The 24079-nt window shown below is 67.7% G+C and carries 27 protein-coding genes; 10 read left to right on the top strand and 17 right to left on the bottom strand.

Annotation, left to right across the window (positions count from 1 at the left end):
- Positions 1-112: 112 nt before the first annotated feature.
- On the bottom strand, positions 113-382 hold the full coding sequence (locus tag ABRP28_RS00740; RefSeq protein ID WP_350003858.1) for a hypothetical protein: 270 nt from the start codon (positions 380-382) through the stop codon (positions 113-115).
- Positions 383-617: 235 nt separating this feature from the next.
- On the opposite strand from ABRP28_RS00740, the gene ABRP28_RS00735 reads away from it, so the two are divergent.
- Positions 618-2159, top strand: a complete 1542-nt coding sequence (locus ABRP28_RS00735) for an alanine/glycine:cation symporter family protein (RefSeq protein ID WP_350003859.1) — start codon at positions 618-620, stop codon at positions 2157-2159.
- A gap of 150 nt (positions 2160-2309) precedes the next feature.
- A complete protein-coding gene (locus ABRP28_RS00730; protein ID WP_350003860.1) occupies positions 2310-3314 on the top strand; it encodes a bile acid:sodium symporter family protein in 1005 nt (334 codons plus the stop codon).
- Here the strand turns inward: ABRP28_RS00730 and ABRP28_RS00725 are convergent.
- The 4 genes from ABRP28_RS00725 to ABRP28_RS00710 are packed head-to-tail and all read right to left on the bottom strand — an operon-like array spanning position 3304 to position 6090.
- A complete protein-coding gene (locus ABRP28_RS00725) occupies positions 3304-4200 on the bottom strand; it encodes a class I SAM-dependent methyltransferase (RefSeq protein WP_350003861.1) in 897 nt (298 codons plus the stop codon). The genes ABRP28_RS00730 and ABRP28_RS00725 overlap by 11 nt on opposite strands.
- Positions 4197-4727, bottom strand: a complete 531-nt coding sequence (locus ABRP28_RS00720; protein ID WP_350003862.1) for a GNAT family N-acetyltransferase — start codon at positions 4725-4727, stop codon at positions 4197-4199. The genes ABRP28_RS00725 and ABRP28_RS00720 overlap by 4 nt, the downstream gene beginning before the upstream one ends.
- A gap of 23 nt (positions 4728-4750) precedes the next feature.
- The gene (locus ABRP28_RS00715; RefSeq protein ID WP_350003863.1) at positions 4751-5644 is read right to left on the bottom strand and encodes an NAD(P)H-binding protein; all 894 of its coding nucleotides are present in this window, start codon (positions 5642-5644) and stop codon (positions 4751-4753) included.
- 8 nt (positions 5645-5652) lie between these two features.
- Positions 5653-6090 carry a nuclear transport factor 2 family protein gene (locus ABRP28_RS00710; RefSeq protein WP_350003864.1) on the bottom strand — a complete coding sequence of 146 codons (438 nt, stop codon included), beginning with the start codon at positions 6088-6090 and terminating at the stop codon, positions 5653-5655.
- Positions 6091-6140: 50 nt separating this feature from the next.
- Between ABRP28_RS00710 and ABRP28_RS00705 the strand changes: the two genes are divergently transcribed.
- A complete protein-coding gene (locus tag ABRP28_RS00705; RefSeq protein WP_374152903.1) occupies positions 6141-6845 on the top strand; it encodes a TetR/AcrR family transcriptional regulator in 705 nt (234 codons plus the stop codon).
- 89 nt (positions 6846-6934) lie between these two features.
- On the opposite strand, the gene ABRP28_RS00700 is transcribed toward ABRP28_RS00705, so the two are convergent.
- Both ABRP28_RS00700 and ABRP28_RS00695 read right to left on the bottom strand, forming a co-directional pair.
- Entirely contained in the window at positions 6935-7270 is a 336-nt protein-coding gene (locus ABRP28_RS00700; protein ID WP_350003866.1) for a cupin domain-containing protein, read from the bottom strand.
- A gap of 78 nt (positions 7271-7348) precedes the next feature.
- Complete coding sequence (locus tag ABRP28_RS00695) at positions 7349-8215, bottom strand: DUF1295 domain-containing protein (RefSeq protein ID WP_350003867.1); 867 nt, start codon at positions 8213-8215, stop codon at positions 7349-7351.
- 123 nt (positions 8216-8338) lie between these two features.
- Here ABRP28_RS00695 and ABRP28_RS00690 point away from each other — a divergent pair, with 123 nt between their 5' ends.
- From ABRP28_RS00690 to ABRP28_RS00680, 3 genes are all read left to right on the top strand, one after another.
- Positions 8339-8800 (top strand): MarR family transcriptional regulator, encoded by a 462-nt coding sequence (locus ABRP28_RS00690; RefSeq protein WP_350003868.1) that lies wholly within the window; start codon positions 8339-8341, stop codon positions 8798-8800.
- Positions 8801-9076: 276 nt separating this feature from the next.
- Positions 9077-10669 carry an AMP-binding protein gene (locus ABRP28_RS00685; RefSeq protein ID WP_350003869.1) on the top strand — a complete coding sequence of 531 codons (1593 nt, stop codon included), beginning with the start codon at positions 9077-9079 and terminating at the stop codon, positions 10667-10669.
- Positions 10666-11097 (top strand): DUF2177 family protein, encoded by a 432-nt coding sequence (locus ABRP28_RS00680; protein ID WP_231455570.1) that lies wholly within the window; start codon positions 10666-10668, stop codon positions 11095-11097. The genes ABRP28_RS00685 and ABRP28_RS00680 overlap by 4 nt, the downstream gene beginning before the upstream one ends.
- Positions 11098-11166: 69 nt before the next feature.
- Here ABRP28_RS00680 and ABRP28_RS00675 read toward each other — a convergent pair whose 3' ends face one another.
- Positions 11167-11742, bottom strand: a complete 576-nt coding sequence (locus ABRP28_RS00675) for a heme-binding protein (protein ID WP_350003870.1) — start codon at positions 11740-11742, stop codon at positions 11167-11169.
- A 70-nt stretch (positions 11743-11812) separates the two neighbouring features.
- Here ABRP28_RS00675 and ABRP28_RS00670 point away from each other — a divergent pair, with 70 nt between their 5' ends.
- Entirely contained in the window at positions 11813-13114 is a 1302-nt protein-coding gene (locus ABRP28_RS00670) for a hemolysin family protein (protein ID WP_350003871.1), read from the top strand.
- Positions 13115-13144: 30 nt separating this feature from the next.
- On the top strand, positions 13145-13882 hold the full coding sequence (locus ABRP28_RS00665; RefSeq protein ID WP_350003872.1) for a hypothetical protein: 738 nt from the start codon (positions 13145-13147) through the stop codon (positions 13880-13882).
- A gap of 17 nt (positions 13883-13899) precedes the next feature.
- Here ABRP28_RS00665 and ABRP28_RS00660 read toward each other — a convergent pair whose 3' ends face one another.
- The 4 genes from ABRP28_RS00660 to ABRP28_RS00645 all read right to left on the bottom strand — a co-directional run bounded on the left by ABRP28_RS00660 (position 13900) and on the right by ABRP28_RS00645 (position 18955).
- Positions 13900-15090, bottom strand: coding sequence for a glycosyltransferase (locus ABRP28_RS00660; RefSeq protein ID WP_350003873.1), 1191 nt, complete (start codon positions 15088-15090; stop codon positions 13900-13902).
- Between the two features lie 42 nt (positions 15091-15132).
- A complete protein-coding gene (locus tag ABRP28_RS00655; protein WP_350003874.1) occupies positions 15133-16752 on the bottom strand; it encodes a polyketide antibiotic transporter in 1620 nt (539 codons plus the stop codon).
- Positions 16752-17726, bottom strand: a complete 975-nt coding sequence (locus ABRP28_RS00650; protein ID WP_350003875.1) for an ABC transporter ATP-binding protein — start codon at positions 17724-17726, stop codon at positions 16752-16754. Before ABRP28_RS00650 ends, ABRP28_RS00655 begins: the two co-directional genes overlap by 1 nt.
- Before the next feature lie 179 nt (positions 17727-17905).
- A complete protein-coding gene (locus ABRP28_RS00645; protein WP_350003876.1) occupies positions 17906-18955 on the bottom strand; it encodes a LuxR C-terminal-related transcriptional regulator in 1050 nt (349 codons plus the stop codon).
- Positions 18956-19075: 120 nt separating this feature from the next.
- Between ABRP28_RS00645 and ABRP28_RS00640 the strand changes: the two genes are divergently transcribed.
- Entirely contained in the window at positions 19076-19474 is a 399-nt protein-coding gene (locus tag ABRP28_RS00640; RefSeq protein WP_350003877.1) for a DUF1304 family protein, read from the top strand.
- A 131-nt stretch (positions 19475-19605) separates the two neighbouring features.
- Positions 19606-20040: a nuclear transport factor 2 family protein gene (locus ABRP28_RS00635; RefSeq protein WP_350003878.1), complete on the top strand. Its 435-nt coding sequence runs from the start codon at positions 19606-19608 to the stop codon at positions 20038-20040.
- 84 nt (positions 20041-20124) lie between these two features.
- Here ABRP28_RS00635 and ABRP28_RS00630 read toward each other — a convergent pair whose 3' ends face one another.
- The 5 genes from ABRP28_RS00630 to ABRP28_RS00610 all read right to left on the bottom strand — a co-directional run bounded on the left by ABRP28_RS00630 (position 20125) and on the right by ABRP28_RS00610 (position 24059).
- Positions 20125-21039: an excalibur calcium-binding domain-containing protein gene (locus ABRP28_RS00630; protein ID WP_350003879.1), complete on the bottom strand. Its 915-nt coding sequence runs from the start codon at positions 21037-21039 to the stop codon at positions 20125-20127.
- 64 nt (positions 21040-21103) lie between these two features.
- Positions 21104-22297, bottom strand: a complete 1194-nt coding sequence (locus ABRP28_RS00625) for a DUF1524 domain-containing protein (protein ID WP_350003880.1) — start codon at positions 22295-22297, stop codon at positions 21104-21106.
- A gap of 261 nt (positions 22298-22558) precedes the next feature.
- Entirely contained in the window at positions 22559-22936 is a 378-nt protein-coding gene (locus ABRP28_RS00620) for a VOC family protein (RefSeq protein WP_188811287.1), read from the bottom strand.
- Between the two features lie 220 nt (positions 22937-23156).
- Positions 23157-23669: a DinB family protein gene (locus tag ABRP28_RS00615; protein ID WP_350003881.1), complete on the bottom strand. Its 513-nt coding sequence runs from the start codon at positions 23667-23669 to the stop codon at positions 23157-23159.
- Positions 23670-23714: 45 nt separating this feature from the next.
- Positions 23715-24059, bottom strand: a complete 345-nt coding sequence (locus ABRP28_RS00610; protein WP_350003882.1) for a DUF1801 domain-containing protein — start codon at positions 24057-24059, stop codon at positions 23715-23717.
- Positions 24060-24079: the final 20 nt, after the last annotated feature.

The following is a 24079-nucleotide window of genomic DNA, read 5'->3' as shown; positions in this document are numbered from 1 at the left end:
GCAACTATTGAAATCAAGATTCCCCCAAACAAGTCATGACCAAAATAGCCTCTCACGGTCTTATCTTTAGGAAAATCACTGCGGGCGGGCCATGCCTTGAGCGCGGGAGCGCCTACTCCGCGCCCATCCCGGGGTGCACCGGAACAAAGTCGATCCTGTTGCCGGAGTTCGAGCGGCCCGCAGTCGTCCTGGAGTATCCGCGCGCGTCGAGGTTGTTCTTCGCCCGGAACTCCGCAAGGGCCGCATCGTAGGCGTTGTTGAGGGCCTGGCCTGAGTACTCGCCGGTGCTGCCGTCCTGGAAATTGATCCGGATGCGGACGCTGGCGGGGTAGTGCCGGTTCATCCGGATGAAGCCTTCTGCGTCCTGCTGGAGAGTGATCAAGGAACAACTGCTTTCGTCGGGGCCGGACTCCAAGTCTCGCGCACATTGCAGCATCCACCACAAATTCGCCAATATGACGTGTTCGGCAGCCTGGGAATTAGTCAAATGGACGGACGACGCTCCTTTGTGCAACACTTCACAGGTTTTGGTGTGGCGTGCGCCACTTTCGTCCACCCGACAGCGCGCACCCCCGAACCGCATCACCCGCGCTCTTCCATGGAGGGAACCCACACTTATGAGCGGTGTTTTGTCAGCAATTAATAGCGTGATCTGGAGCGACTGGCTCGTTTATCTCTGCCTCGCCACCGGCGTCTACTTCTCGGTCCGGACACGCTTCCTGCAGGTCCGGCACGTCAAGGGAATGATCGAGCAGCTGCTTCACGGCGAAAAGTCGGCCTCCGGCGTCTCCTCGTTCCAGGCCCTGGCCATGTCCCTGTCCGGCCGCGTCGGCACCGGCAACGTCGCCGGCGTCGCCACCGCGATCGCCTTCGGCGGCCCCGGCGCCCTGTTCTGGATGTGGGCGGTGGCCTTCTTGGGCGCGTCCACGTCCTTCGTCGAATCCACCCTCGGCCAGATGTACAAGACTCGCGACCCGCTGACCGGCGAGTACCGCGGCGGCCCGGCCTACTACTTCTCCCGCGCGTTTGCCCACACCAAGGGCTCCGGCTTCTTCAAGGTCTACGGCTACGTCTTCGCCGCCGTGACCGTCCTTGCCTGCGGCGTTCTGATGCCCGGTGTCCAGACCAACTCCATGGCCACCGCCATCAGCGGCGCCTGGACCATCCCGTCCTGGGCCGTGGCCGTCGGCTCCGTCATCCTCCTGGCCCTCGTGGTCATGGGCGGCGTCAAGCGCATCGCCAGCGTTGCGGCGTTCGTGGTGCCGTTCATGGCCGCCGGCTACATCATCCTCGCCCTGATCGTCGTGGTCATCAACGCCGCCCAGCTCCCGGAGATCCTCTCGCTGGTGTTCCGCAGCGCCTTCGGCATGGATTCGGCCCTCGGCGCGATCATCGGCCTGGCCGTGATGTGGGGCGTCAAGCGCGGCGTCTACTCCAACGAGGCAGGCCAGGGCACCGGCCCGCACGCCGCTGCCGCCGCCGAGGTATCCCACCCGGCCAAGCAGGGCCTGGTCCAGGCCTTCGCTGTGTACATCGACACGCTGTTCGTCTGCTCTGCCACCGGTTTCCTGATCCTCTCCACCGGCGCCTACCGGGTCTTCTCGGGCGGCAGCGAAGACGGTGAAGTCCTTGCCGAGGGCGGCCTGCTGTCGGCATCGGCAGTCGTCGGGCCACAATACGTGCAGGCCGGATTCGACTCCGTCTTCCCCGGCGTCGGGGCCGCGTTCATCGCCATCACGCTGGTCTTCTTCTGCCTGACCACCGTCATCGCCTACTACTACATGGCGGAAACCAACCTCCGCTTCCTCCTGGGCAACTCGTCGGCCAAGATGATTCCCGGACTGCGGACCAGCCTTGGCCGCGCGAGCACCATCGCCCTGCAGGTGGCGATCCTCGTCGCCGCCGCCTACGGCTGTGTGAACACGGCCGCTGACGCCTGGGTGATGGGGGACATCGGCGTGGGCCTCATGGCCTGGCTGAACATCGTGGGCATCCTGGTCCTGCAGAAGCCGGCCTTCAAGGCGCTCAAGGACTTTGAGCGGCAGCAGAAGCTCGGCCTTGACCCGGTCTTCGACCCCCGGCCCCTCGGCATCACCGGGGCCACGTTCTGGGAGTCCTACAAGCCGGCCGAGCGCGAGAAGGAATCCGCGCGCGTCTAGTACGCACCGCACCCAGTACACACCCGGCCGTGCGCCGCGCAGTTTGCGCGGCGCACGGCCACACTGCCCACCCGGCCCCCGGCGGGTGGGCAGTGTCATCAAGGCCCCCTGATTCTAAAACCCGGCCTCCGCTGTGATAATCCGGTAGGTATGTCTTCCTTACCCGAATCTTCGACGACGGCCTCTGCCGCCGAAGAACGCAGCGCCCGCATCGCCGTCACCCTCTTTCCCCTGCTGATCCTGGCCGGAGGTGCCGTGGCGCTTGCCACCCCCACCGCCTTCACCGGGCTCGGCCCCTGGATCAACCCCCTGCTAGGGGTCATCATGTTCGGCATGGGGCTGACCCTCACTCCCCCTGACTTCGCCGTCATCGCCAAACGACCCATCCCCGTGGTGATCGGCGTGGTGGCGCAGTACGCCATCATGCCGCTGCTGGGCTGGCTGATCGCAGCGGCACTGGGCCTGCCGCCCGCGCTGGCCGCCGGCGTCATCCTGGTGGGCTGCTGCCCCGGCGGAACAGCCTCCAACGTGGTCTCCTACCTGGCCCGGGGCGACGTGGCGCTGTCCGTGGCGATGACCACCGTCTCCACGCTGCTCGCTCCCCTGCTGACGCCCGTCCTAGCGCTGTGGCTCGCCGGCCAGTACATGCCGGTGGACGCGGGGTCCATGGCGTGGTCCATCGTCCAGATCGTGCTGCTTCCCGTGCTGCTGGGGCTTGTCATCCGGCTCTTCCTGCCGCGCCTGGTCACCAAGGCCCTGCCGGCCCTTCCCTGGATTTCGGTCCTGGCCATCACGGCCGTGGTGGTTGCTGTGGTTTCCGCCAGTGCAAAGGCCATCTTCGCCGCCGGACTGCTGGTCCTTGTGGCCGTGATCCTGCACAACGGCCTGGGCTACGCCCTGGGCTACGGCGCCGCCCGCCTGTTCAAGCTGCCTGTTCCTGCCCGGCGCACCACTGCTATCGAGGTAGGCATGCAGAACTCCGGCCTTGCGGCGGGCCTGGCCCGGCAGTACCTGACCCCCGAGTCGGCCCTCCCCGGGGCCATCTTCTCCGTCTGGCACAACGTGTCCGGTGCCGTCCTGGCCGCCTACTGGCGCCGCCGCAGCACCTCTGTTTCCCGCCGCGGCGAGCCTGTGCCCACCGCAGTCACGGAGTAAGCGGGCTTCCGCCAGGGGGCTGGGCAGGTTCCGCCAACTCCCCCGGCTTCCGGGCGATGACCGTGTAGGTGCAGGGCACACGGTCACGCTCGGCCTCGGGCCACGCAAAACCGTCCGGCACCTCCACCATGCGTGGTGCGAACTTCCACGGGAGGGACCTGCCTTCGTCCAGGCGGAGAATCTGCAGTCCGGCCCCTATGAGCGAGTTGATGATTGCGGACAAGGGGTGCGCCCATTCATAGGTCCGGGAGTGCGCCACCGTGCCGTCCCCCGCGTAGGTGGTGGCGTCGTCCCACACCTGTGCCTGGCCGGTGCCGAAGTACGGGTAGCGGAGCTGCAGTCCGTCCGCGTGCTCGTCAATGGCGTACAGGGCAGGGTGCCCGTCCCTGATGTAAAACGTGCCTCCCGGCCGGAGGAGCCCTGCCACTTGGGCTGCCCAGCGGTCCAGGTCCGGCAGCCAGGTGATGGTGCCGATGCTTGTGTACACCAGGTCGAAGGAGCCGGCGACGGCGGCGCGGGCTTCGAGGACGTCCGTCTCCACCCACGTGGCGTCCAGGCCAAGACGCGCGGCCAGGGCGGCCGCAGACGCCAGGGCGGACGGGGAGAAGTCGACGCCGGTGACCCGCGCCCCTGCCCTGGCTAGGGACAGCGTGTCCGTTCCGATGTGGCACTGAAGGTGGCAGACATCCAGCCCGGAGACCGTGCCGTCCGGGAGGAAAGGTGCCAGGGCGGCCAGGTCCGTCCGGACAACACTGGTCAAGTGCCCGGGATCATCCAAAGCACCGAGGCCGTACGCCTCCTCGTGCAGGGGGACGCGGTCCTCCCAGTTGGCCAGGTTGCTGGCGCGTGCGGAATCCCAGTCGATGTCACTGTGGCCTTCAGTCATGCCGGCGAGTCTATGGCGTGGCCTGAGGGACGGGTGCCGCCCCGGACCATCCGGAATTCAGGCAGTTCCTCCCACTCCGGCGGTAGCGTGTTGCGCTTGCCGTCGGGACGGAAGCCCTGCTTCACGTAGAAGGCCAGCGCCCGCGGATTGTCCTCCACCACCCAGAGGTAGGCCGGGCCGCCGCCGATCGCGGCCCGCATGAGCGCGGCGCCGAGCCCCGTTCCGTACGTCCGGCGGAGGGTGTAGATCGAGTACAGCTCCAGCGCTTCGGGGCCGTCGTCGTCGCGGCCGGGCCCGGCGTCCGCGAACCCCACCAGTTCGTTGTCCGCGTCCACGGCGATAATCCGCGGATCCGTAACAGCCAGGTGCGGCCGGCGCCGCTCCACCCGTTCCGGGATGCTGGCCCTGCGGCCGCGGAAGAACCCGGGTGAGAGCAGGTGGGGGTAGCACTCCTCATGCGCCAGTGTCTGCATGAGCACCACCGCCTCGGCGTCCTCGGGTGTGGCCTGGCGAAGCTGAAAGTCCATGGCGCCAGCCTAGCCAGTGGCGGTCACGCCTTATGAACACCCTCGGCCGGAGCGCCCGAAGACTCCAGCACGAAGCGGTGCACCCAGGATGTGAGGCTTGTGGGCACCACTCCGTACTGTGCGGCCAGGTCCGCCATCTCCAGCCGTGAATCATAGGTCTCCAGCATTGCGAGGAACCCGGCCAGCAGGTCCGGCATGCCGGTTACGGGCTGCCCCGGGGGAACCGTCCGCACCGGAATACTGCGCCCGAGCTCCTGCTCAAAAGCCGCCACCACATCACGCCAGGACACCGCCTCCGGCCCGCCGAGGACCAGTACCCGGCCGTCCCATTCCGGGTGTTCCACCGCGGCCAGCACGTACTGTGCCACATCCCGCATGGCCACCAGGGAATGCTCACGCCTGCCCTCCCCTACGAGGGTGACCGGCTGGCCGGAAAGAGCCGGAATACCCACCACGAGGACCGGCAGCTTATCCATGAAAAGGTTGGGCTGGATGATGGTCCAGGACATCGTGCTGCCGCGCAGCAGCTGCTCGGTCTCACCTTTGGCGGCCATGAAGGGGTTCGGACTGGCGGGGCTTGCGCCGAGGTTGGACACAAAGATAAAACGGCCGACGCCGGCACTGCCGGCTGCCTCAATAAGGTTCCGGTTGCCGAGGCGGTCCACGGAGTCCACGGTGTCCGCGCCGCCGCGGGCGGAGGAATTGGCTGTGGTCACCACGGTGTCCACCCCGTCACAGGCGGCCGCAAGTGAGCCCGGGTCCTTCAGGTCACCGGTGACGGCCTCGGCGCCGGCCGTCAGCAGTGCATCATGCGCCGAGCCTTCCCGGACCAGGATCCGCACCGGGAACCCTTTGGTGAGCAATGTTTGGGCAAGAAGGCCGCCCAGCTGGCCGGTGGCCCCTGCGACAAGAATCATGATGCTGCCTACTCCCTGGAGTCCGGGTTGCGGCCGAGTACCCGGCTGACTGCTGCGTTGACGTCGCCGCTGGCATCCTCCACCGGTTCGAGGAAGAACCGGGCGGAAGAAAAGAGCCCGTCGGTGACGGTGAAGATGACCACGCCGCGCATCAGGAAGGGAGCGCCGTCGCGCCGTGCCCCGGCCATCTCCCATTCGGTCCACAGCGTGTCATCCTGTGCGGCGGTCCTCTGGACGCGCGCGCGAAGATCCGGAACCTGGGAAAAGATCTCCAGCCAGTTCTTGCGGACCTGGTCCCGTCCGCGGAAGCCCCGCTGCGGGTGGGCAGGGGTCTCGTTGACGTAGTCGCGGGAAAAGCAGGCCGCAAGATCGTCCGGCCGGTGGGCATTCACGGCGGTGAGCAATTGCCGCAAAACCACTTCGGCGGGAGCTGCCGTTCCCATCATTCCCACTCCTCGAATGATTTGATACAGTCGCCTGTATCTGATACTCAAGCATGGAACGAATAGTGGCAGACGTCAAGGGTAAGCGCCGGTACAACTCCAGCGGGCGGCAGGAGCAGGCCCGGCGGAACAGGGATGCCATCCTGCAGGCAGCGGAGCGGCAGCTCAACGAGTGCGGTTACGCCGGCACTACAGTTGCAGCCGTCGCCGGCGAGGCCGGCGTTTCGGTGGAAACGGTATACAAGGCCTTCGGCGGCAAGGCGGGCCTGGTCCGTGCCCTCTACGAGCGGAACCTGGCCGGCGCCGGCACTGTTTCCGCGTATGAGCGCTCCGACGCCATGCGGGAACGCGAATCCGAGCCGGCAGCGGTCCTGCGGGAGTGGGGCCTCCTCACCGCCGAGGTAGGTTCGATGGTCACCCCGATCCGGCTGCTGATGCGCGCGGCCGCCGTCAACGACCAGGAAATGGCTGCCCTTCTCAAGGACATCGAAAGTGACCGTCTCAAACGGATGCGGCACCACGCCCGGTACCTCAAGGACCGCGGCTACCTCCGCGACGGCATCTCAGCGGCCGAGGCGGCCGACATTCTCTGGGTCTGCAGCTCGGCCGAGCTTTACGAGCTCCTCGTGCTGAAGCGGGGCTGGTCCCTGCCACGCTTCGCCCGGTATATCACCAGCTACATGGCAGCCTCACTGCTCCCGGTGACGGTGCAGGACAAGCCCGGCGGAAGGCCTGCCCAGCCCGAAGAAACCACCTAGGGAGAAAGCCCGGTCAGGGCGCCCGAACTGGCCTGTCTGGTCCGTCCTCCGAAGGGTGTGGTTGCCCGCGCGGCTGCGCCGCACCGAGACTAGCGGTCGGTCTTGACCACCGTGAACAGCACCGCCGAGTCCTCCTCGGCCTCCAGGCTGTGCAGCCCGTCCGGGACGATCAGGAGGTCCCCGGCCTTGCCCTGCCACGCCTCGCCGCCGGACTTCAGCCAGACCGATCCCCTGATCACGTAGACCGTGGCCTCGCCGGGATTCTGGTGTTCACTCAGCTCGGTGCCGGCACGGAAGGCCATGACAGTCTGGCGCAGCTTCTTCTCATGGCCGCCGAAGGCCGTGTCCGCCGCCCGCCCGCTGGAAGCCGCCACCGCGGCCTCGAGCTGCTGGCGGGCCAGGGCATCAATCGATATCTTCTGCATGCGGAAACCGTACCCACCAGGGACAGCGAGAGCTAGGGCCCAGCGCCCCTATCAGCAGCCGGGCCCCCGAGAAGTTAGCTACAGCTTCGGGATCAGGACCGGCGTGTTCTTCTTGTACGCCTCATAGTCGGGCTGGCCGCCCCACTTCTTGTCGGCTTTGGCTTCCAAAAGCGGCACGCCGCTGCCCTTGATCAGCAGCAACGCCACGAACACCGGGGACAGCAGGGCCACCCACTGCCAGCCCTCCAGCACCGGCACCGCGATCAGCAGTACCCCGATCCAGAGCACAATCTCGCCGAAGTAGTTGGGGTGGCGGGACTTGGACCACAGTCCGGTGGAGATAAACCTGCCCTCATTGGCCGGGTCCGCCTTGAAGCGGCCCTTCTGGCTGTCCGCCACCGCCTCGATGCCGAAGCCTACGGCCCACACCAGGAAGCCCGCCAGCGCCCACCAGTCCAGGCCCACCCGGGTGGCGGAAGTAATCGCGATCCAGGCAGCGGCCGCGGTGAGGACAACCCAGAGGCCCTGCACGGTCCAGGTGTTCAGGAAGCGGAAGAAGGACGGCTTGATTTCGTCAAAGCGGTCATCCTTGCCATGTTTGCTGACGCGGCGGAACAGGAAGCTTCCCAGCCGCCCGGCCCACACCACCACCATGGCAGCCAGCAACAGCCCCCGCGCATCAACGCCCGGAGTCAGCAGGACCAGGAGAACTGTGATGCCGATGTAGGTCAGGGCGCCGGTGAGGTCGTAGTACTTTTCGGTCTGCGCCTTGAACGCGGGGATAAAGGCCAGCCACTGGATGACGAACGCCGCCGCCACACCCAGCGCAAACAGCGGGAAACCGCCCACGGCGGCGCCCCCCTGGCTACCGGCAACGGCGACGAGCGCGCCCACCAGCACCGAAACTACAAAAATGATGAGCGCCTTACGGTCCGAATCCTTCATCAGGACGTTCCTTTCCCACGCCGGGCCGGGAACCGCACAGGGCACCGGCAACCGCCTATTCAAACTGATTTGATTACAAGCCTATCTAATTACTATATAGACTAGCGAAGGAGAGGAGGAACCATGAGCAGACCGCCGTACCATCCGGCCGCCGGAGCCCTTCAGGCTGTGCTGGCCCTGGCCAACGAAACTGAACGTGAAGTGGCAGGCAAGCTCGGGCTGAACCTCACCGATTACCGCGCCCTGTCCGCGCTGTCCCAGTCCGGACCCATGACGGTAGGTAATCTCGGCGTGAAGCTGGGCGCCACCGCCGCTACCACCACCGCGGTCGTCAGCCGGCTGGAAACCCGCGGCTACGCCGAACGCCTCCGCGGCGAAGGGGACCGCCGGCATGTCCACGTCAGCGCCACCGCTGCCGCTTCCCGCGACATCATGCGCCTGATGCGCCCCCTCATGGACGCCACCAACCAGCACATCGAATCCCTGCCCGCCGCCCAGCAGGACGCGGTGGCCGATTTCCTCCGGGCCGCCCAAGACCTGATGAAGGACCACCTGCACACCCTTTCCGCAAAGGACACCGCTTGAAAGAGTTCTCCACCCCGCTGCTGGTTGAGCCGTCCAGCCACACCAACGCTACGGAACTGCTGATGCAGCGGTTCCGGACGGCCCCGGACCACGTCGCCTTCGAGGTGCGGGCCCCGGGAGGCGCCATCACGGATCCCTGGCGCCAGGTGACCACCCGGCAGTTCGTGGAGGAGGTGCGCGCCCTCGCCAAAGGCCTCATCGCCGCCGGCCTGCAGCCCGGCGACTCCCTCGCCATCATGTCCCTCCCCCACCCGGTACGAATGGGCAGTGGCGGACATGGCGGCATGGTTCGCCGCCGCCGTCGTGGTCCCCGTCTACGAAACCTCCGCCCTGCCCCAGGTGGCAGCGGTCCTGGACGACGCCGCCGTCCGCCTGGCCATCGCCGGCACCGCCGGGCATGCCCTCCTGCTGGAACAGGGCTTTGAAGAGACCGGGCGGACAAGCCTGGGCGTCTGGACCATGGACGCACGTCCCGGTGCGGACCTCGCCGAGCTGGCTAAGCGCGGCGCCGCCGTCCCGGACAGCGCCGTTGAGGAGCGGCGCCTGCTGCCGGACCTCGACTCGGTGGCCACCATCGTCTACACCTCCGGCACCACCGCCGCCCCCAAGGGCGCCCTGATCACCCACGGGAACTTCGTGGGCCAGGTGCTGAACGTGGGCGCCGCCTACACGGGCGTGGTCCGCGAAGGCGGCAACACCGTGATCTTCCTGCCCATGGCCCACGTGCTGGCCCGCGGCCTGCAGCTGATCTGCCTGGCTAACGGCATGCGCATCGCCCACCTGTCCGATCCCAAGGACGTGGTGCCCGCCCTCGGAGTCCTGAAGCCCACGTTCCTGGTGGTGGTCCCGCGAGTGCTGCAGAAGATCCAGGCGTCCGCTGCCGCCGCCGCGGCACGGAAGCACCTGGGCCGGGTGTGGGCATCGGCGCAGCGCACCGCCGTCGAGTACGGCAGGTTCGCGGAAGCGCACGACGCCGACCCGTCCGTCCGCGCCCCGCTCGGCCTGCGTGCGCGGCACGCGCTGTTCGACCGCCTCTTCTACGCCCGCCTCCGCGCGCTGGTGGGCGGCCGCCTGGACTACCTGCTCTCCGGCGCCGCCGCACTGGACGCCGAGCTGTCCCTGTTCTTCCGCGGCCTGGGCCTGCCCGTGATCGAGGGCTACGGCCTGACGGAAACCACTGCGCCGCTGACCGGGAACATGCCCGGTGCCATCAGCGCCGGAACGGTGGGCGTCCCGATGCCCGGAACCACCGTGCTCATCTCGGACCGGGGCGAGGTGCTGGCCCGCGGCGTTGGTGTGTTTGCCGGCTACCGCAGGCCGGCGGACAACCAGGACGCATTCACGGACGGGTACTTCCGCACGGGGGACCTCGGCGAGCTCGATGAGCTGGGAAGGCTCACGCTCAAGGGCCGGATCAAGGACGTGATCGTCACCGCCGGCGGCAAGACCGTCACCCCGGCCATCTGGGAAGGCTATGTGGAGGGCGATCCCCTGGTGGCGCACGCCGTCATGGTGGGCGAGGGCAAACCGTACCTGGGCGGGCTGGTGCTGCTGGACCCCGAGTCCGTCATGGCGTGGGCCGAGCGCCAGGGCATCGCCGATCTCGCCGGCCTGCGGATCCCGGACGACGGCGGCGCCGTGCAGATCGAGGACGCCCGCCTCCTCAGCACCATCGGCAAAGCGGTCAGTGCCGCCAACGCGAAGCTGGCCCGCTCCGAGCAGGTGCGCAAATTCGTGCTGCTCCTGGCCGACCTCAGCGAGGCCAACGGAATGGTCACGCCCACCATGAAGCTCAAACGCACCGCGTTCACCGAACGCGCCCGCCACATCGTGGAGAACCTCTACGCCGAGTCAAGGAGCCAAGCATGAACACCCGCACCAAGAGATGGCTGATTTCCTACGCGGTCACCGCCGTGATCTTCGCCGTGCTGGACCTGGTCTGGATCAGCTTCGTGGCGAGCAACCTTTACCAAAGCCAGATCGGCCACCTGATCGCACCCCGGCCCAACGCTGCCGGGGCCGTTGCCTTCTACCTCATCTTCGTGGCCGGGATGGTGCACTACGGTGTGCGGCCCAACGACACGCACGCCACCCTGCGACAGCGGGTCACGGGCGCGGCACTGTTCGGCTTCTTCACCTACGCCACCTGGGCGCTGACGGCGTTCGCCGTGCTCAAGGACTTCACCGCCGTCGTCGCGGTGACGGACATCCTCTGGGGCGCCGCTGCCTGCAGCCTGGTCACCTGGCTGACGGCCACCGTCCTGCGCCGGTTCCTGGCGAAGGACCGCGCGTCCTGACCGGCGTCCCCGGGGTCGACGACGGCACCCGGCGTCCGCCGTCGTCCTTCAGTTGAGTCCCAGTTCCGGTCAGGCGTCCGCGACGTCCTGCAGCACCTCGTTGTGGCGGAGGAACCACGGCTTGAACGGCGGATCGAAGCGGGCAAACCGGGGCGGCCCCACCGGAGCCAGCCCCACCAGGTTCAGCGCCGCCTGCAGCCCCTCGTTGTGCCGGGCAAACGCAGCCTCCGACCCGCTGCCCGAGAACCGCACAACTGCGGTCAGGGAGCCGGGGACCGGGCGGATTTTCACGTCGGGATTCTGCGGCGCCGGCGCCGTCTCCGCAGTCACGCCCGCCGGGAGCACAAACGCCACCGCAAAATCAGTGGGTGCACCGCCCTGTAGCGGGCCGCTCTGCAGCACGGGCGCGGTCATCGCCAGCTTCTGCGGGGGCCCCGGTTCCTGGATGACGGGCGCCGTCATGGCAAGCTTCTGCCGTGCGGTGTTGCTGCCGCTGATGTAGTTGAAGAGATGCCGGAAAGCGGCGTTTCCGGCACGGTCAAAGGTCGCATTGACGTGGACTTCCGCCACAACATAGGCGGGATAGCGGCGCAGCTCGAAGTGCGGGTAGCGCCTCACGAGCTCATAGGGTTGCTGTTCGGTCATGGTCCCTCAGACCCTACGCCGCAAAGGCCCCGAGCGTAACCCGCGCAGCGCCATTGGGTAGTGTCTGATCATGGACAGCGACACCCTGCTCAATTTCCTGTTGGTCCTCTTCTTTGTGCTGCTGGGCGGGGTGTTCGCCGGCACGGAAATGGCACTGGTGTCCCTCCGCGAGAGCCAGGTGCGCCAGATGGAGAGGTCCGGGAAGCACGGGGCACGGATCGCGGCACTCGCCGGCAACCCCAACCGGTTCCTGTCCACGGTCCAGATCGGCGTCACCCTGTCAGGCTTCTTCTCCGCCGCGTACGGCGCCTCCACCATCGCGCCCGACGTCGAACCCCTCCTGGAAGGCATAGGCTTCGGCTCCGCTGCCGAACCCGTTGCCTTCATCGGCATGACGCTACTGGTGGCCTACCTTTCCCTGGTGCTCGGCGAGCTGGTGCCCAAGCGCCTTGCCATGCAGAGCGCCGTCGGCTTCACCAGGGTCCTTGCCCCTCCGCTGGGCGTCCTCTCCGAAATCATGCGGCCCGCCGTCTGGCTGCTGTCCGTCTCCACGGACGCGGTGGTGCGGCTGTTCGGCGGCGACCCCAACGCCAAGCAGGAAAGCATCAGCTCCGAGGAACTGTGGGACATGGTGGCCGAGAGCGAGATGCTGGAAGAGCACAGCCGCAGCATCCTCAGCGATGTGTTTGGCGCCGGCGAGCGTTCGCTGCAGGAGGTGATGCGCCCCCGCACGGACGTCACCTTCATCAACGGCAGCATGAGCATCGGCGAGGCGCGCAGCATGGTGCGCGACGGCCCGTTCTCGCGCTATCCCGTCATGGCCAAATCGCCCGACGACGTCCTGGGCTTCGTCCACATCCGGGACCTTATGCCCCGCGAAGGAGAGTACGACGACGGTCCCGTGCGGGATATTGTGCGGGAAATCCTTCCGCTGCCGGGCACCAACAAGGTGCTGCCGTCGCTGTCCCGGATGCGCCGGCTGGGACAGCACATTGCGCTGGTGGTGGACGAGTACGGCGGCACGGACGGCATCGTCACCCTGGAGGACCTGGTGGAGGAGCTGGTGGGTGAGATCTACGACGAGTACGACACCGGCACCGACCCGGAGGACCGCGTTACCAGGGCCAACGGGACAGTGGACGTGGACGGTGCCCTGATCCTGCAGGAGTTCGAAACCGCGTCCGGCATCGAACTGCCGGAGGGCCACTACGAGACAGTGGCCGGGTACGTCATCGACCGGCTGGGCCGGCTCCCCCGGGTGGGCGACAGCGTGGAGGTGGCCGGCCATGTGCTGACGGTGACGGCCATGGACCGGCTGCGCATTTCCCGGATCCGGGTGACTCCCGCGGGCGGGCAGCCGGGCGTAGACTGACGCCACCGCTGACGGTGGAGGCAGGAAGCCATGAAGAGCATCCGGGCGCAGGTCCTCGAAGTTGAACAGAGTGCTGCCCTGGGGCCCGGGGACGACGAACGGTTTTCCGGGTACGGGGTGATGGGCCTGTCCTTCAATACCGGCTATGTCCTTGCCATGCGGCGCTTTCCCGTCACCAGTATCGGCCCCGGATACAGGTCCGTCTGGCTGCGCCGGCCCTCCGGCTCCTGGACCATCTACGCCGACGCGCCGCCCGCGGTGTCCTGCGCCCGCTACTTCGGCTCCGCCCTGGAGGCTACAGTCCAATGCCCCATCACGGTCACCTGGACGGGGGACGCGGCGCTCAGCGTCCGCATTGGCGGGGACGTTGACCTGGCATGGGACCTGGAGCTAGCGTCAACCCCCGTCACCCGCGTCATGACGGCAGCACTGACAGCCCTCCCTGCTTCAGCCCTGGAGAACAAGACCGTGCTGAAGGCCATGGGCGCCGCCTCCGGTCCGGTGCTCCGCGCGGGCCGGCTGGGACTGACGGGCGCCGTTCCCAACGGGCAGGGCTTCCGGGCGAAACCCCGCCGCATGTGGTTCGTTTCCCGAAGCTCCGCCTCGCTCAATGGCCAGGACCTCGGTAGCCTGCAGCCCCTGCGGGTGCAGACCCGGCTGGGCGGCTTCTGGATCCCACAGCGGGGCATCTTCCTGATTGGAGCCTCGTCTTTTGACAACTTCGACCCCGCCCGGCACCGTCCCGCAAGTATTCACGGTCCTGCCTGACAGCTGGCCGCGGAAATTTAAGGACCCGCCAACCCTTCCAGGACACCAACCGCGACGGCGGTCCCGTCCTCGGCGCGCACCAGCCCACCTGTCCGGGCTGCCTGGATCCGGCAGCTTCGGGCCTCGCCGAGGGCCCGGGCCAGGCTGTCCGCGGTGACTTTCCGGTACGGTACCGGTTGTGGGCCCAGGCCCCGACGGTGCAGGACAGCACCCCAGAACGGCTGGTCAGCGATGAACGGCACCACCACGGACGGGATCCCGGCCCGCGCCACGGCATGGACCGTGCCCGCGCCGCCGTGGTGGATGGCTGCCGCGGCGCACGGAAGGACCATGTGGTGGGCCACCGATTCCCTGACCAGCACGTCGCCGCCCACCACAGCCGGCGGGACCTCGATGCCGCCCCACCCCTTTGCCACCAGCGTCCGCAGCCCGTTCCTCCGGGCTGCCTCAATGACCGCCGCGCCCCGGCCCCGGGCGTCACCGGCCTTCATGGAGCCGAATCCCGCGTACACAAAATCACCGCCGCCCAGGAAGGCCTCCAGCTCGTCATCGATCTCCGTAGCCACGGGTTTAGCGGCCCAGTGGCCCGTGAGGTGCACCGAGGCCGGCCAGTCAGCCGGGCGGGGAAGCAGGTGGGGACTGACGGGGATCAGTGTGGCGCGGGTCCCCGCTGCCGGCGTACGTCCTGGCGGCATCAGGTCCAGCGCAGCTTGCAGTTCCCGCCTGAACATCAGTGTGGCGGCCCTCGCCGGTGCGTAGCTGAACCGGTTCAGCGGGCCCAGGCTGGCCGCGGGGATGATGGGCGACGGGAACTCCCTGGTGGGGGTCAGCGCGGGCACGGTTTCCACCAGCACTGATGGGATTCCCAGCCTCTGCGCCGCGGCCGGAGCACTGAGGACCTTCGGGTGGTAGGCCACCACATCCGGGGAAAAGGCAACGATGTGCTCCACAGCCGCGGAAAGAAGCCTGCCCACCGCCGGCCGGATCACCGTCTTGAAGGTCCGGGCAGCGGCCCGGGGAGAAACACCCTGGTCGCTGACCAGCTGGGCGAAATCCATCCGCAGGCTGACGGTGTCCAGGCCGGCGGTGTCCGCACCGGAGTTCTCCGGGATGGCGATCCGGACCTCATGTCCGCGGGCCACGGCGGCCCGCGCCAGGGCAAGAAAGGGTTCCACGTCGCCGCGCGTTCCGGCGGTCAGCAGCATCATTTTCATCGCTTCAGGTCCGTTTCATCGTGTGGAGGGCCGGCATCATGCGGCCAGGTCCCGCCTGCGCAGGGCGTAGGCGGCCAGCGCAGCCCCGGCCGCCGCCGCGAGCAGCAGGCCCGCCGCCCCGGCCTGGTCGAAGGATTCCACCGGCATGGCCGAAGAATGCCGGAACGGGCTCGCGTCCTGAAGCCACGCCGGCAAGCCAAACAGCTCCCCGAATTCACCCAGGATGATTCCCGCGGCAAGGATCCCCCAGCCGGCCAGGACACTGAGCCGCGGTGCCACGGCGAAGGCAACAGCTGCCGCCGTAAGGAAAACCAGGGCTGCGGGGACATGGGCCAGCGCGGCCGGCACCAGTTGCCAGGCGGGCCCGTCGGAGGTCCCCGAGGCAGCCAGGCCGACGGCGGCAGCGGCTCCCGCCGTCGAGGAAACAGCGGCGGCGGAAAAGGCAGCCACGGCCAGGTTGGCGCCGAGCCACCGGACGCGGGACTTCGGCGCGGACAGCAGCAGCTCGGCCCTGCCCTCCGCTTCCTCGGCGCGCATCCGGAGAACTGCCTGGATCCCGGCGGCCGCGGCGAACACCCCGGCCATGCCCAGCAGCGCCGTGACGAACACGTCGATTAGTCCCGCCTCTCCGCCGGGCACCAGCCGCTCGATCATCTCCTTCACCGGCCCCAGGCTGGACACCGTCTCGGTGACCGCCGGGCCCAGGGCACCCGCCACGGCGCCCAGGGCCGCGGCACCCACGCACCATCCGGCCAGGGTGGAACGCTGCAGCCGCCAGGCCAGGCCCACAAAGGAGGTCCCGCCCATCCCTGCGCGCTCTTTGCCCACACGCTCGGGCAGCAGGCTGGCACCCACGTCCCGCCGTCGTCGGACCATCACTGCCGCCATGCCCAGGATGGCCGCGGCAGCGAGCGGCACCAGCAGCCATGCCGGGTCCGGACTGCTGAACGGCCGTATGCGCTGGCCCCAGCCGATCGGTGAGAGGAGCGAGGGCCAGGCACTCGTCACGTGCAGCAGGTCCGGCGTGGGCGTCCCCAGCGCGTCCCCGATGCCGCGCACCAGGTAGGCCGCGCCCACCAGTCCCGCGGCGGCGCCGTTGGCGCTCCTGCCCGAAGGCAGCGCCTGGGCGGCGCCGGCGGCAAGGGCCACAAAGAAAATGCCAATACTGCCGACGGCGGCCCCCGCCGCAACCGAGTCGGCCGCGGGCAGTCCCGCGGCCATGAAGGCGGCGGCCACAGAAACAGCCAGCACCAGGTTGGCGGCGGTGCCCAGCAGCAGCGTCGCCGCCAGGGACGCGGCCCGCGGAATGGGCACCGCACCGAGGAGCTCGGCCCGGCCAAGCTCCTCATCCGTGCGGGTGTGCCGCACCACCAGGAACGTGCTCATCAGCCCTCCCAGGACAGCCGTGAACGCAAACCCCTGGAAGAACACCACCGCGCCGGTGCCGGTCCCGTCAGGCAGACCCCGCAGGAACAGGAACGCCGGGTTGGCTGCGGCAAGGCGGAGGATGGCGGCCTGCCCGGCCTCGTCCCCGAACTGGGTGGCCACCGCGGCGGACGTGGCGAAGCTGAGAAGGGTGATGCCCAGGATCCAAACGGGCAGCGCCACCTTGTCCCGGCGGGCCTGGAACAGGAGCAGCCGCAGCACCCCGGACATCACAGCACCCCGCTGTCCGTGCACTCACTGCCCGCTGTGGCGTGGCCGGTCCGCTTGCCTTTGCCGGTCCGCTTGCCGTTGCCGTCGCTGTAGTGGCGCAGGAACAGGGACTCCAGGGATGGCGGCGCCACGGACAGCCCGCTGATTCCCGGTTCCGCGATGCCGGCCAGGACAGACCCGAGGTCACCTGGATCGGCGTCGAACTCTGCCGCGCCGCCGGCAACGCTCACCCCGTGGGTGCCCGGCAAAGCGGCCACCCGTGCAGGATCGGCCAGCCCGGTAACCCGGAAATGCGTGCGCTGCAGGTGCCGCAGTTCGCCCAGGGTGCCAGTTTCCACGGCAGTCCCGGCACGGATGATGGTCACCCGGTGGCAGAGCTGTTCCACTTCGCTGAGGATGTGGCTGGACAGCAGGATCGTAGCCCCGTCCCTGCTGACCCGCTCCACCTGGCGCCGGAACACGGCGTCCATCACAGGGTCCAGGCCGGCGCTCGGCTCATCCAGCAGGTACAGCCGCGCCGGGCGGGCAAACGCGGCAATCAGGGCAACCTTCTGCCGGTTGCCCTTCGAATAGGTCCTGGCTTTCTTGCGGGGATCAAACTCGAACTCCTCGATGAGGCCGCGGCGCAGCTTTTCGTCAGCACCGCCGCGGAGGCCTGTGAGCAGATCGATCACTTCGCCGCCGGAAAGGTTCGGCCACAGGCTCACGTCACCGGGAACGTATGCGACGTCCCGGTGCACGGCTACCGGCTCGGCCCACGGGTCCAGCCCGAAGACCCGGGAGGTGCCCGAGGTGGGCCGGATCAGGCCCAGCAGGATCCGCAGGGTGGTGGATTTGCCGGCACCGTTGGGGCCCAGAAAGCCGTGCACCTCCCCCGGCGCCACGCTCAGGTTAAGCCCGTCCAGGGCCCTGGTTTTGCCGAAGTGCTTAACCAGGCCGCGGGCTTCGATCACGGGTTGTGCTGCTGCATCCATGGACAGTCCGCTCCTTGGCTCGTCACGCGAACGCCTGTGGCGGCGCCAAGGCGTTCCGCAGCCGCTGGCTGCGGGCCGACCAGGCTTCCCGGCTCTCCGATCCACAGCATACAAGCGCCCGCACCAGCGAGGAAGGGCTTTACAGCACTGGCACAGGGGCGGCACCCCCAGGCCTGCTGTCAGGCCACCAGCCTGGCCACCAGTTCGCCGCGGCTGCCCACACCCACCTTCTCGAAGAGCGATTTGAGGTGGTCATGCACAGTGTGCGGCGAGATGTACAGGTGCCGGGCGATATCCGCCGTTGCGTTCCCGGACAGCACCTCCAGGCAGACCTCCTGCTCGCGTGCCGTAACTCCATAGGCTGCGAGCAGCAGGGTGGCCAGGTCATAGGTGGTGGCGGGTTCCACGGTGACCACCATCTGCCCTGGATCGTCGCCGGTGATCAGGCGGCTGGCCTGCAGTACCATCCAATTATTCCCGGCGTCGCGCATCCTGGCCCGGGCCGTGCCGGACACTGCGGCTGAGGCCTGCGCCACCAGCGAGTACATCACCATGCTGAAACGGCCCGGCAAGGCATCCTCCACCCCGGCCAGCCAGGAAACGGCGGCCGGGGTTGCCGCCCTCAGTTCCCCGCGCGGGCCGGCGATGACAATCACAGGTCCGGCGGCGGCTGCCCCGGTTGGGTGCCCCGCCCTTACGGCGATCCTGGTGGCTGCCGCGAGGGTGGCTGTCACCGCAGCCAGGAACTCCACCTCACGGTCCGTGAAATCCCGGCCGGCATCGCGGAAGATGCTGCCGACACCCCAGCAGGCATCGTCCACCCGGAAGGCCGCCCGCAGCTCGTGCTCCAGGCCCTGCGGCTTCAGCAGGTCGTTGATCCGTACGCTGCGGACCACCTCCCGGTGCGGGGCGTCGGACATGCGTGCGATGGGCCGGGGGCGCTGCAGCAGCTGGGCGAAGGTGTTTGGTTCGTTGCCCGCGTATTCGGTCTCCGCGAAGCGCGCCGAGTACTCCACGTACTCGTCTTCCCGCACCGGCCATGGCTTCCAGTTGGTAACGGACGTCATCACCAGGGTGTGGGGGTCGACGCCGGCCCAGCACCCCTGATCGAACGGCACCGTCCGCTGCACCACGGCGAGCGCGGCGGGGTAGAGGTCCGCCAGGTTCATCCCGCTGGTGGCCAGGGCGGCAATGTCCCGCCGGGCACGCTCAGCGCGTTCCTCCCACATAGCTCCAGTATCCGCCCGGGGGGCCGCACCGCAATCCCCCAAAGCGGGGATTTCCCAAGCACCCCGGAACCCCCTTGCAGGGGATGGGGAAGGTGTGCACCGGCGTCGTACTCTGCCTTCATGAACGCCGTATCCCAGATCTTCGCGGTCCTCGCCGCCGTGGTGTACATCGCGGTGTTCCCGCTGGAAAGCTTCCTGATGCACCGGCCGTGGGCGCAGAAGTTCCTGAGTACCCCGCCGCGGAACGTTCCGGCTGTGATGATGTGGGCCATCCCCACCGGGTTCCGGAACCTGGTGATCGGCCTGGGGGTCCTGGCGGGGGTGGCCGCGGTGAACACGGGCTACCTGGTGGTGGGCTACACGCTGGTGGTCTACTGCTGCCTGAACATGGTGCTGACCGCTCCGGCCATGTTCCTGGCAGACATGCTGGGCCACTATCCGAAGAAGGGCGGCAGCATTCCGGGCACCCTGGGCGCCACCGTCCCGGCCCTGCTGGCACTGCTGACGCTGCCGTTCTGAAGCAGGGTAGCAGCGTCCGTTGACAGCAAATTTCGGCGGACGTGCAATTAAAGAGGTTCCGGCAGCAGCCGGAACCAATCCACGAAGCGGCCCCCGCTTCCGTGAGGCCGCCCAAAAATTGGAGGTCCACAATGGGACAGGCACGCGAAGTCATGGACCGTCTCACCACGGCCATGGACAACAAGGACAAAGAGACGCTGGCCCGGTGCTACGCCGTCAACGCTGTTGCCTACACCCCCGACGAGGGGGAACTGACCGGGCGCGACGCCATCACCAACTACCTTTTCCACTTCTGGGAATCGATGCCCGACGTCCGGTACGAGCACGGTGACAGCCACGAGGCCGGAAACGTGGCCATCGACGAGGGCTATGTTGTCGGGACGAACACCGGGCCGCTGAGCCTGCCCACCGGCGAATCAATGCCGGCGACGGGCAAGCAGGTCAGGGTCCGGAGCTGCGACATCGCCCGGGTCGAAGGAGGCGAAATCACCTCGCACCACTTCTACTTCGACCAGGTGGAGTTCCTGTCACAGCTCGGACTGATGCGGGAACTGACATCGCACTGATCGTGGGACTGCCGGGACAGCAACGATATGCCGTGGACACCCTGCGAAGGGTATCCACGGCATTATTCTGCTGAGCGCGGCTGGTCAGCGCTCGCAGGCCACGCCGTCCGAGTCGCCATCCATCCCGGGACGGTAGCCCGGCTGGCCCCGGTACAGGGGTGCCGCGCCTGCCGCCTTGGCAGCTGCACAGTTGGCGTAGTAAACGGACGACTGCGCCGGTGCTGCGGGTGCCGGCACTGGCACAGCCTGGCGGGCAGCAGCGTCCCGCGCAGCCTGTTCAGCCGCAGCCTGTTCAGCCGCTGCCTGGGCGGCGGCCACCTGGGCTGCGGCAGCTTGCTCTGCAGCGGCCTGATCTGCTGCAGCCTTCTCCGCCGCAGCTTTTTCCGCCGCAGCCTGCGCGGCAGCAGCCTGCTCAGCGGCTGCCTTTTCTGCCGCCGCCTTCTCGGCGGCAGCCTTATCCGCGGCAGCCTTCTCGGCAAGGACACGCTTGGAATCAGCCTCAGTCATCCATACAAGGCGCTGGTCGGCTCCCATGGTGCAGATGAACGTCTGGCTGCTGTACTTCTGCGTTGCGGCAGCAGTCTTGCAAGTGGAATTGGCGGGGTTTGTTGCACTGGGTGTAGGCGTTGGCGTAGCAGTTGCCGATTCCTTTACAGGACTGACCAGAGTTGCCTTGTCAGTCTCCACCCGCGGGGCGGCGGTAGCACCAACTACGCCCGCGCCCAGGATAAGTGCAACAAATCCGGAAACAGCTACCAGCCCGCCGGACTTGCGGTGCGGCAGCCCCACCCAGGACCGCCTTTTGAAGAGGAATGCATAAAGCCCGGTGAGCAAGGCAGCGAGACCAAGAATGAACAGCACCATTCCCAGCCCACCCACCAAGGCGAAGGGAATGAGCAGGAGCAGCAGCACTGCCGCCACAATCCAGAACAGCACTGTCGGTTTCCAGCGCTGCTGCGGCTGCGCAGGAGGGTACGGGTGGTTCGAATAATTGGTCATGTTTCCCCCTAGGAAATGGTTGAAATGGTGATGCAATGGGGCTTTCAAACCCCAAGTCGATGGGTCAGCTTTCGCAGGCAACGCCGTCCGAATCGCGGTCCAGCCCTGCCCGGTAGCCGGCCTGCCCGGTGAACAGCGGCGCGGCGCCGGCGGCCCGGGCAGCGGCACAGTTGGCGTAGTACGCAGCAGGTGCCGGGGCCGCAGGAGCAGGCGCGGGCACCACCGGTGCAGGAGCCGCGGGAGCCGGTGGCACAACCGCCGGTGCGGGTGCCGCCTCCGGTGCAGGCTCGGCCGGAGCAACTTCAGGTGCCGGCGCCGGGGCGGCAGGAGCCTGCTTTGCCGGCGCCAGTTGGCCGGCGCAGCCAGCGAGGATCCGCGACATCGCGTCATGCTCGGCCTGGGTGACCCAAAGACCGTACGCCGCCTTCACCGAAATCTGCCGGGCAACGTACTCGCACCGGAACCCCTTGTTCGGCGGCAGCCAGGTGGCGGCGTCGCCGTCGCCCTTCTTCTGGTTGGTGGGCCCGTCCGTCGCCTGAAGGTTCAGCGGATCGTTGGCAAACGCCGTCCGCTTCTCGGCGGTGAGCTGCTGTGCACCCTTTTGCCAGGCGTCGCTGAGCGCAACCACGTGGTCAATCTGGACCTTGCTGCTGGTCCCGCTCCCCCGCAGGAAGTTGATGAACGTCGCCGTGTAGGGGTCCGCCAGCGTCCCGGACTTCACCTTGCAGGGGACACTGTTTGTGAATGTGATACCCGTCAGGTCACGCTGGAGAATGTCATTCCGGGTGTCGCAGCCTTTCCGGTCCACGTCCGCCCAGGCCTGCCCGAACAGGGCACGGTCATAGCCGGTCTTGGGGGCGCGGCCCTTGATGGGAAGGGTGGCCAGCAGCTCCGACGCTGTGGCGGCGAAGGCAGGCTGCGGGTTTGGAGCTTGCGCGGCGACCGGCGGCACCACGGCAGCGGTCTCGGGATCCAGCGGCACGCCGGTGTCCAGGACTGGTGGAGCGGACGACGGCGCCTGCATGGCTGAGGGGGCAGTGTTGGCTGTGGAGGTGGCCGCCGCAGCCGGGGTCCGCACGGCGACCGGCGCCAGGCCTCCGGAGAAAGCCGCCGGCAGTGAAGCAGCACCGGCAACGAAGAATGCCAAGGAGACCCCCAGGGCGATGGCGCCGGACTTCCGCGGCGGCCGCCGTGCTGGCCCCGGTCCGGGACCCGGAGCCGGCTGGACAGGCTCGAGCCCGGACCGATTGTTCGTCATTGATGTTGTCCCCCAACAAGCAAAGGCCCGGCAGCACGCCGGGCCTTTGCTTAGCCACAAGTGGTTATGGTGAGGAGCCTATTTCCCGGCAGAACCGGTAATGCGGAAACTGCGGGAAGCCTGAGGCAACTTTGATTCCGTCTTGATCCCGCCTTGATATTTCGTGTAACACTGCGAACAAAAGCCCTCCACACCACGGTGCGGCGGCCGACGGCGGCGCGTGCCGCCGTCGTAATCCTCCTTCGGGAACCGCCCCCCGGACTACGCGCGCTGGGCGATGTTGAGGATGTTTCCCTCGCTGTCCAGGAACCAGGCGCCCTTGCCGAATGAGTCGGTGGACACGCCGTTCTCCGTCTTCAGGCCGGGGAAATCGTAGTCTTCAAAAGTGACGCCTCGGCCGCGCAGCTCCTCCATCTCGCGTTCGAGGTTGTCCGTCTCCCAGCCCATCTGGGTGTTCTTGGCAGAGCCGGCGTTGTCGGTCTGGTAAATGAGGAAGCTGGTTCCGTTGCCGCAGCGGTACATCAGGCTGTCCTCGATGGTTTCGGAGGGTTCCAGCCCCAGCTTGTCCCGGTAGAAATCCTTGGCCCTGTTGATGTCCTTTGCGGGAAGGACAGCCATAATTGCTGAATCTTTGAGCATGGTGATTCCTTAGTGCATTGTCTGCCGTAATGGCGGCTGCTCTCCCCCGGTTGCGCTGCCCGGACCTGGCGGTCAGGGAAACGCCTGGCCGCCCTTCGCGCCACTGCCGGGGCGGCCACCTGGAACTCTGCGTGCCCCGCCAGCCATCAATGGCGCCAGGGTCCCCGAAGCCTACGAAGCCATTATGGAACCGAAATGCGCCCACGGAAATAGGGGATTTTTACCGGCCCTGCAGCGTCTTCAGTCCCTTGGCGTACGCCGCCTGCCCCACGTGCTGCAGGCAGTCCGCGAGGGTGCTGACCAGCCGCACACCGAGGGTGACGGGCGGGTCCCAGCGGGTGTCGACGATCCGGTCAAGGTCACCGTCACTTAGAGTCTTTAGAAACTCCACGCTCTGCCGGTGGACGGCGTCGTAGTACTCCAGCAGCAGTCCCGGCTCAGCGCGCACGGCGTCCACTTGCTCGCTGGAATGGCCGTACCCGGTGTCGTTGGCAGTGAGCGGCAGGCCGAAGCGGCCCACAAAATCCTGCGCCGTCCACACCTGTTCGCGGCCGGCGACGTCCGCCACCTGCACGTCCTCCACGCGGCCCAGGTGCCAGACGAGCCAGGCGATCGAATTGCCGGTGCCGCCCGGCCGCAGGGCCAGCGCCGCGCCGTCGAGCCCTTCAAGGGTGGCCTCCACGGTCTCGCGGACCCGGCCAAAGGCGTCGAGCAACAGTTCGTTGGTTTTCACGGTTCCCTTCCTGCTCTTATTCCTTGGGGCCGCAGGGACCCTGGGTTACTTTCGGATCTCGGCCAGGCGGAGCCGGACCATCTCCTCCACCACGTCATCGGGGACGGGATGGCCAGGCGTGAACCGGACGGTGCCCTTGGACAGGGAGAAGCCCTCAAGCCTGGGCGCGACGGCGTCCACCACCTCTGGCGAGAACGGGAAGATGGACAGGTGCTTGGCTGCCGCCGCCACCCCGATCAGCGGCTTGCCGTCCAGCTTCAAGGCGGGCATCCCGTAGCTGCGGCCCTCCTCGGCCTCGGGGACAATGCGCCGCGCGGCCGCGATAACGCGCTGCAGGCAGCCGCGTTCAGGTTCAGGCAAGGCGGCAAGGGAATCGTCAACGTCACCCATGCGGCCAGTCTAGACCCGGG

It is taken from the genome of Pseudarthrobacter sp. WHRI 8279, from assembly GCF_040224115.2.
GTDB lineage: Bacteria > Actinomycetota > Actinomycetes > Actinomycetales > Micrococcaceae > Arthrobacter.
This window is presented reverse-complemented; position numbering and strand designations above follow the sequence as displayed.